Source organism: Rhodanobacter sp. OK091, assembly GCF_900142825.1.
Taxonomy (GTDB): Bacteria; Pseudomonadota; Gammaproteobacteria; order Xanthomonadales; family Rhodanobacteraceae; genus Rhodanobacter.
The window spans coordinates 175,104-188,668 of record NZ_FRCH01000001.1 but is presented as its reverse complement, the minus strand read 5'-3'; the positions used below and the strand labels follow the sequence as shown (position 1 = coordinate 188,668).

Annotated in this window: 12 protein-coding genes; 7 read left to right on the top strand and 5 right to left on the bottom strand. The window is 60.5% G+C overall.

Annotated elements, in window-relative coordinates; all coding sequences use genetic code 11:
- Positions 1 to 165 precede the first annotated feature (165 nt).
- Together BUA26_RS00980 and BUA26_RS00975 are read right to left on the bottom strand one after the other, a co-directional pair.
- Positions 166 to 729: a hypothetical protein gene (locus BUA26_RS00980; protein WP_083572829.1), complete on the bottom strand. Its 564-nt coding sequence runs from the start codon at positions 727 to 729 to the stop codon at positions 166 to 168.
- Positions 730 to 936: 207 nt separating this feature from the next.
- Positions 937 to 1,329 (bottom strand): response regulator, encoded by a 393-nt coding sequence (locus BUA26_RS00975; RefSeq protein WP_072757095.1) that lies wholly within the window; start codon positions 1,327 to 1,329, stop codon positions 937 to 939.
- A gap of 104 nt (positions 1,330 to 1,433) precedes the next feature.
- Here BUA26_RS00975 and BUA26_RS00970 point away from each other — a divergent pair, with 104 nt between their 5' ends.
- Entirely contained in the window at positions 1,434 to 2,741 is a 1,308-nt protein-coding gene (locus BUA26_RS00970; protein WP_072757093.1) for a PAS domain-containing sensor histidine kinase, read from the top strand.
- Between the two features lie 89 nt (positions 2,742 to 2,830).
- On the opposite strand, the gene BUA26_RS00965 is transcribed toward BUA26_RS00970, so the two are convergent.
- The 3 genes from BUA26_RS00965 to BUA26_RS00955 form a co-directional block, all read right to left on the bottom strand.
- On the bottom strand, positions 2,831 to 3,448 hold the full coding sequence (locus tag BUA26_RS00965; protein WP_083572827.1) for a cytochrome b: 618 nt from the start codon (positions 3,446 to 3,448) through the stop codon (positions 2,831 to 2,833).
- Positions 3,445 to 4,533: a catalase family peroxidase gene (locus tag BUA26_RS00960; RefSeq protein ID WP_072757091.1), complete on the bottom strand. Its 1,089-nt coding sequence runs from the start codon at positions 4,531 to 4,533 to the stop codon at positions 3,445 to 3,447. Before BUA26_RS00960 ends, BUA26_RS00965 begins: the two co-directional genes overlap by 4 nt.
- 803 nt (positions 4,534 to 5,336) lie before the next feature.
- Positions 5,337 to 5,705 (bottom strand): response regulator, encoded by a 369-nt coding sequence (locus tag BUA26_RS00955; RefSeq protein WP_178368511.1) that lies wholly within the window; start codon positions 5,703 to 5,705, stop codon positions 5,337 to 5,339.
- 275 nt (positions 5,706 to 5,980) lie between these two features.
- On the opposite strand from BUA26_RS00955, the gene BUA26_RS00950 reads away from it, so the two are divergent.
- The 6 genes from BUA26_RS00950 (at position 5,981) to BUA26_RS00930 (ending at position 13,309) form a co-directional block, all read left to right on the top strand.
- Complete coding sequence (locus tag BUA26_RS00950; RefSeq protein WP_072757087.1) at positions 5,981 to 7,618, top strand: tetratricopeptide repeat protein; 1,638 nt, start codon at positions 5,981 to 5,983, stop codon at positions 7,616 to 7,618.
- A 58-nt stretch (positions 7,619 to 7,676) separates the two neighbouring features.
- Positions 7,677 to 9,347, top strand: coding sequence for a urocanate hydratase (gene hutU / locus BUA26_RS00945; RefSeq protein ID WP_072757085.1), 1,671 nt, complete (start codon positions 7,677 to 7,679; stop codon positions 9,345 to 9,347).
- Positions 9,348 to 9,508: 161 nt separating this feature from the next.
- Complete coding sequence (locus BUA26_RS00940) at positions 9,509 to 11,236, top strand: P-loop NTPase fold protein (protein ID WP_072757083.1); 1,728 nt, start codon at positions 9,509 to 9,511, stop codon at positions 11,234 to 11,236.
- 365 nt (positions 11,237 to 11,601) lie between these two features.
- Entirely contained in the window at positions 11,602 to 12,147 is a 546-nt protein-coding gene (locus BUA26_RS19965) for a hypothetical protein (RefSeq protein ID WP_143154134.1), read from the top strand.
- A gap of 143 nt (positions 12,148 to 12,290) precedes the next feature.
- The gene (locus tag BUA26_RS00935; RefSeq protein WP_072757081.1) at positions 12,291 to 12,704 is read left to right on the top strand and encodes a hypothetical protein; all 414 of its coding nucleotides are present in this window, start codon (positions 12,291 to 12,293) and stop codon (positions 12,702 to 12,704) included.
- A gap of 137 nt (positions 12,705 to 12,841) precedes the next feature.
- A complete protein-coding gene (locus BUA26_RS00930) occupies positions 12,842 to 13,309 on the top strand; it encodes an RDD family protein (protein ID WP_083572826.1) in 468 nt (155 codons plus the stop codon).
- The last annotated feature ends 256 nt before the right edge of the window (positions 13,310 to 13,565 follow it).

The window sequence follows — 13,565 nt, the reverse complement described above, 5'->3', positions numbered from 1 at the left end:
CGCCCGGCCAGACGGACTCGCCGTTTTCGGACATCAATACCGTGCCGTGCCCCGGCCCGTTTGCATGAGGTTCACATGCGCACGAAAGCGCCGACTGGCGCGTAACGCGCCAATCGGCCAGCCAAAGCCATCCACACGATCACTCCGTGCGAGCGAACCGCGCGATCAGTGGATCGGTGCCATCAGATGCTCGTACGGCGTGCCGGCCCACATGATGTAAGGCGCACCCGTATCCGGGCTCGGGCTTTTCGGATAGCTCGCGTAGAACGCCGGGTCCGCACCCACGATCATGAAATGCGGTCCGGTCTTGATCCAGTGATTGCTGCTGTCCGGCTTCTTCGCGTACGGATCGGTGTTGCTCGCATCCGTGCCGCCTTCCAGCATGTACATCAGGCCGAGCTTGCCGGCCGGCGGCGTCTTGTGCGCCATGTACGCGTTAATCCATTCCATCGCGTTCTTGTCCATGCACATGGAGTCCGGCCCCGGTGTGGCGGGGTTGTCCGGCATGCACGTGAAATCATTGCTGCCTTTGCGCAGCGTGCGCATCTGGCCATCCGCACCCATCGCGATGATCGTCGCGTCCTTCGCCACGCGCATCGGCGCCGCGCGCATCGCGCTGGCGATCAATTGCGCGTCGCTGGGTGTGCTCTTGTCGGCTGCCTGCACTGCGCCGATGACAGCGAGCAGCGCCGCGGCAACGGTGAACCGGTGGATCGATCTCGTATGCATGACTGCTTCCCCAAGATGACGTGAGACAGTCACCGCCGGGTTCCCCAAGCGCAGTCTGGGCTGCTCCCCGAGGCCGGTCAATCGGTGAAACGGCCTAATCCGGAAGGCCGGAAAGCGCCGCCGGGTCGCCTCCGCCCGCCGCCCCGCCGGGCCGTTTTCGGGCATCGATGCAGGGCGCTGCAGCGGTCGCCTGGGGGCGTGGCCGGCCTAGTTGATCGGGTCGTCTTCAGGCATGCGGAACGAGGTGCCTACTGCGTTCAGCAGGGCACGGCGATCGTACGGTTTCGACAGGAACGCGACGTTGTCCGGGAAATCCGTGAAGCTGTCCTGCGGATACGCCGACAGCAGGATGATGCGCAACGGCGCCAGGGTCTGCTGCACGCGCCGCGCCAGCTCGATGCCGTCGATGCCGCCGGGCATGTTGATGTCGCTGACCAGCATCTCGACGGCGGGATCGAGTATCAGCATTTCCAGCGCTTCCGTGCCGTTGGACGCCATGCTGACGCTATACCCCTCGGTCTGGAGGACAAGAGCGCTGATTTCACGAGCTCGCGCATCGTCCTCGGCAAGGAGGATGCGCCGGCTCTGCGGGGCTGTCATGGGCGGGGCCGGGGAGAGGGAAGTGAAGCATAGTTGCACGAACGTGCACCTATAGTGACGCTTATTTCCGTATGCTGGCGAATATCTCAGCCGGATGCGGGACCATGAACGATCTCGAACACTACCGGCAACTCGCGGAATTCTCGGTAGACGGCATCCAGCAGCTCGACACCGGCGGGCTGGTCGTGCGCATCAATCGCAGCGGTTGCGACGCACTGGGCGTCGCCGACAGCGAAGCGGCCAGGGGCAAGCCCTGGGTCGCGTTCTGGCCGAAAGACGTGCGCGTTGAAATCGAGGCGGCGCTGGATATCGCCCGCGGCGGGCAAGCGGCGCAGTTCACCTGCATGGCGCCGGGCCCCGATGGAGAGGAATGCTGGTGGCTGGTCAACGTCCATCCATTCGTCGATGCCGACGGCCGGGTCGACGGCCTTGCCGCGATCAGCCGCGACGTGACCGAGGACGTGCAGGCCACCGAGGCGCTGGATGCGATCCGCGAACGCCTGCAGAACCGGCTGAGCATCAGCCAGTCGGAAGGCGAGACGATAGCCGCCCGCAACCACAAGCTGGCCCGCCAGCTCGCCAGCGTGCGGCTCTCGCAGCAGCAGGTGATCAACCGCGAGCTGTCGTTGAAGGTGCGCCTGGGCGTTGCCAGCGCCGCTCAGGCGGTAGCCGAGCATGCCGCACGGCAGGCGCAGAAGAACGAAGCGATCGGACAGCTGGTGGCCGGCATCTCGCACGACTTCAACAACATGCTGCAGATCGCCATCGTCGCGCTCAGCACCATCCAGGACGATCCGCACAACCTCACCGAGACCCAGCGCCGGCTGGTCGGATACAGCATGGACGGCGTCAATCATGCCTCCGTCGTGGCCAAGCGCCTGCTGGCCTTTGCCCGGGTGCACCGCTACAAGACCGAAGAAGTCGACTTGACGGCCATCATCGGCGGCATCGGCGATTTCGTGCGCCACAGTCTCGGCGCCACCATCGATTTCAGCATCGACCCGTCGGGCGGCGCATCGCCGACCCTGAGCGACAAGCACTCCATCGAGCAGGCGTTCATGAACCTCTGCATCAATGCGCGCGATGCCTGCAACGGCCAGGGCGCGATCCGCGTCCACTTCGGGCAAATGCTGATCGATGGCGAACAGGCCAGCACGCAGCGCGCGGCCGGCGATTACGTGACCGTGTCGGTCGCCGACAACGGCGCGGGCATGAGCGAGGAAACCCGGGAGCGGCTGTTCGAGCCGTACTTCACCACCAAGGACGAAGGCATCGGCACCGGCCTCGGCCTGGCCCAGGTCTACGGCGTGGTGCGCCACGCCGGCGGCTTCGTCGATGTGGAATCCGCGCTGGGGCAGGGCTCCACGGTGACTCTGGCGTTCCCCCGGCTGAAGCTGCCGTCGTTGCATTGACCAGCTGGCAGCACGGACGCCGAGGCGACCCGCAGCGCGCGTGACCACCGACCAGGCATCGAAACACCGCGGGCCGCGAGCGTGCAGCGCTAGTCCGTACGCTCCGTGTCCACCTCATTCGTCCCTTCCGCCGCGGGCGGGTCGGTGTAGCCGATCAAGGCCGGCACCGTTTTCCGGCCGCGAAGCATGCTGGGCAGCACGCCATCGCGGCGTATCAGGCCGTGATAAAGCGCCGCCGCCATGTGCGCCAGAAACGTCAGGAACAGCAGCATCGCGAACCCGCCGTGCAGTTGGCGCAGCACCGCGAACGCAACCGGGCTGACAGGAAAGATCGGCGGCAGCCGCAGCGACGTGCCCAGCATCACTGGGTAGCCGCCGGCCGACAGCATCGCCCAGCCGATCAGCGGCATGGCCAGCATCAGGAAATACAGCAGCCAGTGCGATGCCAGCGCCGCCAGTTTCTGTATCGCCGGCAGATCCGCCGGCAACGGCGGTGGCGGATGACGCAGGCGCACGGCCAGTCGCACGATCGCCAGGATCAGGATCGCGATGCCGAGCGGCTTGTGGATCGCGAGCAGCCATTCGTGCCGTTCGGACACCGACGCGACCATGCCGACGCCGATGAACAGCATCGCCACGATCAACACCGCCATCAGCCAGTGCAGCACGCGCGCCGCCAGCGTGAACGTGTTCGGGTCGGTCTTCATCGCGTCTTCTCCGGCGGCATGTGTGCGGCGGCCGTGCCGGGCAGGTGGGCTTCCTCGCTGGTGCGGCGCAGGTACGAATCGGCGTAGGCAGCCGAACGGGCGGGCAGCAGCGGATCGTCGGAGCCGGCGATGCCGGCCGGCAGCACCAGCGGGTCGTAGTTGATGTCGCGGCAGGAGCCGCTGTCCTGCGGCTCGGTGTGTTCGAGCACCAGCGTGCCGGCATCGATCGTGCGGCGGTCGTCCGGCCATGTCTTCGTCGCGTCGTTGGTCGGATCGCCCGGGTTCGCCAGCGTCACCTGCAGATGCCAGCGCAACGGCCCCTGCGCCAGGCGCGCGGCCAGGTCGCTCGCCAGATAGTCCGCGTCGCCGGCCTTGCCGGCATGGCCGCCGGCATCGGCCGCCTCCGGCACCATGCGCCAGCGCACCGCTTGGCGTCGGCCGTTCGCATCGACGAACACGAAGGCGTTGAGGCTCCAGTAGTTCTCCGTCGCGAAACTGGCGGACGGTTTCGCCGTCTTCACCCAGGCGAGAAACGCCGCGGTTTCCGGATGCGCCGCGAAGAACGCGCCGACCTTCGCCGGGTCAGGCTTGCCGGTGGCAGGGTCCGGCTGCTGCGCCTGCAATTGCGCATAGAACGCCTGCGGCGTGGCGACCGGAAACACCGGCATGCTGTTCATGCCGGTGCGCCACTGCTGTCCGTTCGCCTGCGCAAAGCGCAGCGCCATGCTGCGAATCGGCACGCTGCTGTCGGGAGCGTAAGGGTTGCCGCCGGGGATCGCGAAGCGGCCGACCACCGGCGTGCGGCCCGGTTCGAACACCTGCGCTACGGAATACGGCTGGGCGCCGCCGTTGCTGTCGAAATAGCCCATCACGCAGACGCCCTTCGCGTGGTTGCGGCGATAGCCGGCAAACGTGCCCGCGTTGTCCTGCAGCTGATTCACCAGTTTTTCCGGCGTGAGCCGGTGCGGCGCCAGCCAGCCGCCGACGTAGCCGAACGACACCGCGGCAACGGCCACGGCGGTGGCGATCAGTGTCCACGATCCGATCCGGCGCGGCGGCGAATGAGGTGAGGTGGGGTCGTGCATGTCCAGCTCCGCGTGTGATGGCAACGATGGATGGCGCAAGCCTGGAGGGCGCACCTGTCAGCTCATTCGCTGTACGGCCGCGACCGGTTACCTGCGGCGGCGCTTCGATCAAATGAGGTGACCGCCGATCAGGCGACGCAGACGAGGCGGCCTATTTTGTGGGAGCGACTTCAGTCGCGATGGCCGCGGCCTGCACAGTCGCGACTGAAGTCGCTCCCACGGGCAAAAGGGCATCTCGGCGACGAGCATAAGCTTGTTCAGACGTTGTGGCGCAGAACACCTGGTGTTTCGGATACCGATGCAAACGCACGGTTCGCTTGCAGGTGGCCTCGAACACCACCCGTCATCCCAGCGAGGCGCTTTACGACAGCGAAGCGGGTCAAGCTGCGATGACGGTCCAAATCACGGATTCTTCGAGGTTGGCCTTGGGATAGCCCGAAAGTCCACTGCGGTCCGGAGAAAGGTGCACACCGGCCGTGGCCTGTCTTGTGGGAGCGACTTCAGTCGCGATGGCCGCGGCAGCGGCCTGCACAATCGCGACTGAAGTCGCTCCCACAAGCAAACGGGCATCTCGGCGACGAGCATAAGCTTGTTCAGACGTTGTGGCGCAGAACACCTGGTGTTTCTTGGACCGATGCAGACGTGCGGTTCGCTTGCAGGTGGCCTCGAACACCACCCGTCATCCCAGCGAAAGCTGGGACCCAGTGACTCTCAATTCATTGAAACCCAAGGGCCCTGGGTCCCAGCTTTCGCTGGGATGACGAGCTAATGGCCCGTTTTTCGAGATTTCCCCAAGCCCCCGATCAACCCAGCCTGACCTGCTTCAGCACATGCAGCAACGCGTCCAGCCGACAAGGCTTTTGCAGCACGGCGCACTTCGCATACGCCTGCGGCAATTCACTGGCGCGGACACCGGTGAGCACGCACGTCGGTATATGCCTGGCGTTGAGCGAGGCCAGCAGGCCTTCCGTGGTCATCGCGGCGAGCTGGTAGTCGATCAGGGCGAAATCCGGATTCGACGCCTCCAGCAACTCATACGCATCCTCCAGGGTGGCGACCGGGCCCAGCACGCGGCAATGCTTCGATTCGAGCGCAATGCCCAGCGCCTCGGAGACCAGCATGTCGTCTTCAACCACCATGATCTGCGGCCACTTCAGGGTCAGGGCATTCATGTCTTGCCATCCTTCGAGGTTCTGCAGGGAAGCCATGCCGGGGCGCGGGGAGTGAGCAATGTCGTTTGATCCTCCGGGTATGGCCGCCGCGACAACCGCAACGATCGGCTTCAGTACGGCCCATGCCGCGCGAAGGCGAGGCGAAGGCCAAGCGAAGGAAATGCATGCGGCGGTTGATGCACGTCACACCGCCAGCACTCGCCGGGATGCCGGCGCGCCCTGACATCGGCGGAGCGCGGTGATACTGTCTGACCCATCTGCCTGGGGGAGGCGCTATGGGTTCCGGTCCGCGTTGGCTGCTGATTGCAGCGATCGTTTTGCTTGGTATCGTCGAATGGGGGTGGGGTATCCGTTCGGCGATGACGCAGTTGACCGCACGTATGCATGCCGAGTCGGGGCGGCCCTATGCGCGCCCGCCGGTGCCGGTGCCCAAGACCCACATGTTCACGCGCGATGAGGCGTATGCGTTTCTCACCGCGGCGAAACGCGCCGAGGCGATCAAGGATCCGCTCCAGCGTTGCATCGCCTATCCCGACCCGCCCGGCAGTCACTGGTCGCATGACGCGGCGGTGGCGTATTGCCACTATGGCCTGCAGCCGCTGCCGTTGTCGTTTGCCGAAGCGCAGACGCTGATCCAGCACGGACAGTCGGCCGAACTCGACCGCCGCCTCGCCGCGGCGCTGCACGCGCAGCAGACCCAGCCGGACTCTCCCGGCCTGCTCGACCGCATCTATCACGAAAGTTTCGAAAACAGCTCGTTCGACGTGCGTCCCACCCTGGACGCGTGGAAGCGCGATTCGCCGAACAGCGCATTTGCGTGGGCGGCCAGCGGCGTGGCCTATGTGGCCATGGCCTCCGCTGCGCGGGGAAGCAACTACATCAAGGACACGCCGCAGGACAGCATCGACTCCATGCACAAGCTGCTGGCTCAAGCCGACAGCGACCTCCGTAAAGCGATCGCGCTCGACCCCAAGGTCACGCCGGCCCATGCCGCATTGATCAACGCCGGCGCCCTGGGTTTCGGCCGCAAGTACACCGACGATGCCATCGCGGCCGCCATTGCTGCGGCGCCCGACAACTACACGATCTACGGCGTGGCGATATGGGCCAAGGAGCCGAAGTGGGGCGGGTCGCTGGATGACATGAGCCGCCTCGCCGCGCAGGCGCAGACTCACGCCGGCGACAACCCGGCGCTGAAGCTGATGTTGTCGAAGCGGGCTTTTTATGAGGTCAGCAACTGCAATTGCGAGCAGAACATCGAACTGGCCTCGTATCCGGCGGCACTCGATGAGGTCGCCAGCGTCCCTGACCTGATGGACGCCGGCGATGCGGCGAAAGGCAGCAAGCATCCGGCGGTGGCGGCGATCTATCTGTCCGAGGCGCTGCGTTTCGGGCCCGAGTTCGACGACGCCCGGCTGCACCGCATCGATGCGCTGATCGATTTCGACGAGGCCGCGTGGGCCGTGGCGGAGGCCACCACCCTGATCGCCGCCAAGCCCGGCGATGCAACGCTTCTCGAGGCACGCGCCAACGCGTATGAATCGCTGAACGACTATGCGCATGCCGAGCAGGATTATCGCACCATGCTTGCGCTCGACCCGAATGACACGCATGCGCTGGCAGAGCTCGGCAAACTGCTCGTGTACTGGACGCACGACTGGAACGGGGGCTGGGACGTCGCCAACCAGCTGATCAAGGTGCAGCCGCAGAGTCCGTACGGCTGGATACTGCGCGCCAACATCCAGCAACAGCAGCCGCGTGCCGGCCTGAAGGACACCGTCGACTACGTCGAAGCCCATTTCAGCGGCGATCCGCAGATGGCTCAGATCATCACGCAGATGCGCTCCGCGCTGATCCTGCAGACCCATTCCGGCAAGCAGGTGCTGGCCGGCAAGGCGCCGCCGCATGGCTGACGGGCGCGCGTGGCGGCTGGCCTATACTTCGTGGTCTGTCCTACCCGAGGCCTAGCCCATGACCGCACCCACCCGCATCGACACCACCCGCACCATCCGTGCGCCGCGCGGCACCGAACTGAGCTGCAAGAGCTGGCTCACCGAAGCGCCGTTCCGCATGATCCAGAACAACCTCGATCCCGAGGTGGCGGAGAACCCGGCCGAGCTGGTGGTGTACGGCGGCATCGGGCGGGCGGCGCGCAACTGGGAGTGCTTCGACGCCATCCTGAAATCGCTGCGCGAACTGAACGACGACGAGACCTTGCTGGTGCAGTCCGGCAAGCCGGTCGGCGTGTTCCGCACGCATGCCGACGCGCCGCGCGTGCTGATCGCCAACTCCAACCTGGTGCCGCACTGGGCCACCTGGGAGCACTTCAACGAGCTCGATAAGAAAGGCTTGATGATGTACGGCCAGATGACCGCCGGCTCGTGGATCTACATCGGCTCGCAAGGCATCATCCAGGGCACCTACGAAACCTTCGTCGAGATGGGCCGCCAGCACTACGGCGGCAATCTCAAAGGCAAATGGCTGCTCACCGCCGGCCTCGGCGGCATGGGCGCGGCGCAGCCGCTGGCCGCCTCGCTGGCCGGCATGTGCAGCCTCAACATCGAATGCCAGCAGAGCCGCATCGACTTCCGCCTCAAGACCCGCTACGTCGACGAGCAGGCCAGCAACCTCGACGACGCGCTGGCGCGCATCGAGAAATACACCAAGGCAGGTGAAGCGAAATCCATCGCGCTGCTGGGCAACGCCGCCGACATCCTGCCCGAGCTGGTCAAGCGCGGCGTGCGCCCCGACGCCGTCACCGACCAGACCAGCGCGCACGACCCGGTCAACGGCTACCTGCCGCAGGGCTGGACGGTGGAGCAGTGGTTGGAGCGCCGCAAGAGCGATCCGGAAGGCACCCGCGACGCCGCCAAGCACTCCATGCGCACCCACGTCGAAGCCATGCTCGCGTTCCACGCCCAAGGCATCCCCACCTTCGACTACGGCAACAACATCCGCCAGATGGCGAAAGACGAAGGTCTCGCCAACGCGTTCGCGTTCCCCGGCTTCGTACCCGCCTACGTGCGCCCGCTGTTCTGCCGCGGCATCGGACCTTTCCGATGGGTTGCACTCTCGGGCGACCCGGAAGACATCTACAAGACCGATCAGAAAGTGAAGGAGCTGATCCCCGACGACGCCCACCTGCACAACTGGCTGGACATGGCGAAAGAGCGCATCAGCTTCCAGGGCCTGCCGGCGCGCATCTGCTGGGTGGGCCTGGGGTTGCGTGACAAGCTCGGGCTCGCGTTCAACGAGATGGTGCGCAACGGCGAGCTGAAGGCGCCGGTGGTGATCGGGCGCGATCATCTGGATTCCGGGTCGGTGGCGTCACCGAATCGCGAAACCGAAGCGATGAAGGACGGCAGTGACGCCGTGTCCGACTGGCCGTTGCTCAACGCGATGCTGAATGTTGCAGGTGGCGCGACGTGGGTGTCGCTGCATCATGGCGGCGGGGTAGGGATGGGCTACTCGCAGCACAGCGGCATCGTGATCGTCTGCGACGGCACCGAAGCCGCCGACAAGAGGATTGCGCGGGTGTTGTGGAACGATCCGGGGACTGGCGTGATGCGGCATGCGGATGCGGGGTATGAGATTGCTGTCGAATGCGCCAACGAGCGGGGATTGAAGTTGCCGATGGTTTGAAAGAGAAGGGGTCGGGAAATTAACCTGACCCCTTTGTTTTTTCATGCTCGATAGACAGCGGCTTGATGAGAAGACCGAATCTGCAATGCGCATCAAACGCAAGGACAAGAAGAGGTTGTAGGGCTGCTTTCACCACCGACGTGAATCATCAGGGGGATGACATGTCACTGAAGGATGTACAGGTTGCCGTAGAGAATTTCCTGAAATTAGACCGGCCGCAAGCCATCGCTATCAGTGGTCAGTGGGGAAGCGGTAAGACCTATTTTTGGAACCAAGTCATCAAGGATGCTTCGTCCAAAGGTCTGGTCAAGAAGTACTCGTATGTCTCTCTGTTCGGAACAAGCAATCTCGCGGAACTGAAGTCCGCCATCTTCGATAATGCCGTATCCGCCAAAGATGTAGATGCGGGCGCAAGCTCATTGACGTGGGCAGAAAATGCCAAAGAGGTGATGCGATCTTCCTCCATCGAAGAGGTCAAGGCTCCCGGTCGTCGACTACTGAATTTTAGTAGAAAAAACATTTCACAAGTGACGCCACTCCTTGGGGTCTGGGGCAGTGTGGCGAGGTCATTGTCTTACTTCGCAATAAAAGATTATGTGATATGTCTTGATGATATAGAGAGAAAAGGTGCAGAGCTTCCCCTTAAGGAAATTTTAGGCCTTGTGTCCATGCTTAAAGAGCAGAGAGGCTGCCGGATAGCTGCTATTTTAAATATGGACGAGCTTGAGGGTGATAAGGTCACTCTAGACGCGTTGAAAGAGAAGGTTTTTGATGGAGAAATTGTTTTCTCGCCATCGGCAGAAGAGTGCGCGAAGTTGGTCTTCACTGATGAATGGAAGCACTCCAGGGAAGTCGCAGGCAAGGTCATTAGCCTTGGGATCAAGAACATTCGCATTATGCAGCGAATTCGCTGGGTGATTGAAACACTCCTCCCCTATGTGAACGATAAAGACATTGCGCTGACCAGACAACTTATCCACTCATCTGTCTTGCTGACGTGGTGTTACTACAGTCGGGGGACGGGTATTCCATCATATGATTTTGTTAAAAGTGACGGGTTTGCGGTATGGGGTATCGCGAAAGCGGGAAAGGAGGGAGAACAAAGCAAGGAAGATAAGTTCGTGGAAAAGGTTATGTACGATTATGGATATAGCGGATCGGATGAGTTTGATCTACATATATGCAAATTCCTAGAGCAAGGTTATGTTGTAGAGAAAGACTTCGTTGAAGTCGTCGACTCATTTCAAGAGATGGCATTAAAAAACAATCACGATGGTAGCTTTACCCAAGCTTGGGAGCTATTTCATGATACTTTTTCGAATAATGAGAAAGAATTAGTTGAGACGTTACGAAAGCGTTTTATGGAGGATGCAAAGTGGATCAGTCTTGGCAATGCCATGGCTACGGTCAAGCTGATGAGGGAGCTCGAGCGCGACGATGTTGGAGATGAGTTGATGCTGTGCTGGATTGAGATGGCCAAAAAAGAAAATAAAGACCTTCTTGATTTGCGCCATGCACATTTATTTTCCGGAAGTATTGACGAGAAGTTTAAAGATGCAGTTAAACATGCTTATGTCGAGGATAGGGCATTGCCGGCTTTGGGCGAAACCATCATTGATATTTCTGTAAAAAGCGGATGGGGTGTAGATCAAATAGAGGTGATGTCACAGGCTTCATCGGATGATTACTATACATTCTTCATATCAATCAAAGGAGATCGGCATCTAGGCGCCTACGTCAAGGCATGTTTACAATTTGGCGGCTACAAGGACGATGAGCGGTATCAAAAAATCTACGCTGCTGCTTCCGAGGCGTTGAGGCGGATTGCAGCTGAGAGCCATCTCAATGCGGTTCGTGTCTCGCGTTTCTTGCCCAAGGATGAAGGTTAAGTCGGTGTCTTTTTTGGTGGGTTGCCTCGTTTCTTTCTTGTAGACGTAGGGGTAACCATCCAGTCATCCGGCGTCGCGTATTTGAGTTTCTCGGAAAAGTAGCCCGCGAACTGCGCGTGGTTGTATGGCATGAAACTCACGGCAAAAAAGGGAATGTCTTCTAGTGCTTTCTTACAGCCTTTGATGTCTGCTTCTTTGATCTAATGGGCGCGCTCAAATCGAAACGATACGGGGACGGGCGTGATGCGGCATGCGGATGCGGGGTACGAGATTGCTGCGGAGTGTGCGAACAAACAAAGGGGTCAGAGACATTTTCATTCTTGTGAAATGTCTCTAACCTCCTTTCTGATCATAATGAGCTTGTCATGAAATTTGCCTTGCTAAAATGTATTTTTTACATGTCATTAATGCTCACGATATGTGGGTGCGGAAAAAATTCCGGGGAAACCCCTGAGCTAAATCAGGACGCGCATAAGACACTAAATATTAGTATATTTATCCGAGGTGGTGGTGTCGAACAAGTAAATTTATCCTCAGCATGGGAGATGGAAACATTGAAATGCGCAAAAGTTAATTTCCCCGCTGGCAACTTAAATATTGGACATTATTCACAGGCGGAACAAGTAAAAAGGGTTGGCGGACATTTTGAAGGTGAAATATTGTTAGACAGGTTTTCATCGGCGAACTGCCGCTGGGAGCTGGGCGGCGTCGGGATTGATTTTATCAAGGGTAAAAAGGTCATGGCCGCCTATTCCGTGGCTCTAAATGAGCTAATGCAGGGGCGTTCTCGGCATATCACGTGTTTAGCACAGTCAAATAATTTTACCGGCATCTGCGTCTTAACGGATCAGTTAAACGACGCTCAGAAAGCACGAGCCAATAGCTATACGGTCGACCTGGAGATAAGGTGATGCCTCTGAATATTCCATTAAAGGGCCATTAAAGTGGCGTGGCTAATTAAAACAGGTCGTCCAGCGGGTAAGGGCAGGGCGGTCAAATCGCGGCCGGCTCTTACCTAGTCCTTGTTGGATATTCACTTGATAGGGGAAACAAGATGAAGCGACTACTTGTTGCAACACTCGGCGTCATTGGCTGCTTATCGGTCCATGCGGGGGACAGGCCGATTCTCTCGTGCGATAAGGCGCCGTTGCTGTCCAACTTCGAGAAGCAGCTACCTGACCACGTGCTGGGTACCGAGGCGGATACGCCTCCCCATATCACTTCGCAATTTCCCCGGTTCTATGGCGGTGAGCCGTTCAACCGCGCCCACACTACGCTCGTCTGCTTCGTATTGGCGCTGGATGCCAGCGGTAAAGCCGAAGCTGCCGAGATTTCCTATCCCGCCGGCGTCCGACTCACCACCAAAGAGCGCGCCGCTCTCATGAGCACCACCTGGTCACCCGCTCTGTCGCATGGCCATCCTGTCCCTTCCCTGACGAGCATCAGCCTGAGCTCATCGACCCGATGAAGAACACGGAAACGGGACCGAGATAAGGGGACGGAGCTAATTAAATTCGGTAATTACCTCCGTCTCCTTTTTTGGCTTATCGCATGTATGGAAGTTAATCTGAGTCCGTTCGATGAAATCCATGAAGAGGGAACGTAATGACTAACGAATTCAATCCTTATATGCCTCCCGACAGCGCGTTGACCGAGTCGGTGGCAGAGCAGCGACGCGAACTGGCAGGCAATTGGCGCCGATTTGGAACATGGTTGATCGACTATGTCTGCCTGGTATTAGTGATGGCGCTGTTCGGCGCGTTGGTTGGGTTGTTGTTCGGCCAGGCTGGCGTCGCTGCGCTCAGAAGGGTCCCGGACTTTATGCTCGGACTAATGTTGATGCTTGCCTACTACTGTTTTTTCGAAGGCATCTGGGCGCGCACGCCAGGAAAGTTGGTGCTCGGGACAATGGTGGTTAGCCAGCAAGGTGACAAGCCGTCATTTGGTCAGGTGGTCGGTCGTACGCTGTGCCGCTTCATCCCGTTTGATGGGCTTTCCTTCTTCGGCGAGGCGGGCTGGCACGACTCTATTCCAAAGACCCAAGTCGTACTCGTTCGAAGCCCAGTTAAGTAGGTCCCCCTTTGTTTCTCGTTTTTTTGAATCATGCAGACGGTGACGATTATTTTTCGCGGGTTAGGCTACCCGAGGGCGTAGCCCTTGTGCTTTCTTGACACCCCTTCACTGCCGTAGCAGACTCGATTTCAAGGAGCCTAGAAACTCCGCAGAGAGCGGTACCCACCTCCGTCAAACCGGTGGGTTTTTTGTACCTGTTCGCAGGTGCAAGCCGACGTGATTCCTGCGTCGGGAGGGCGGCTAATACAACACCCGC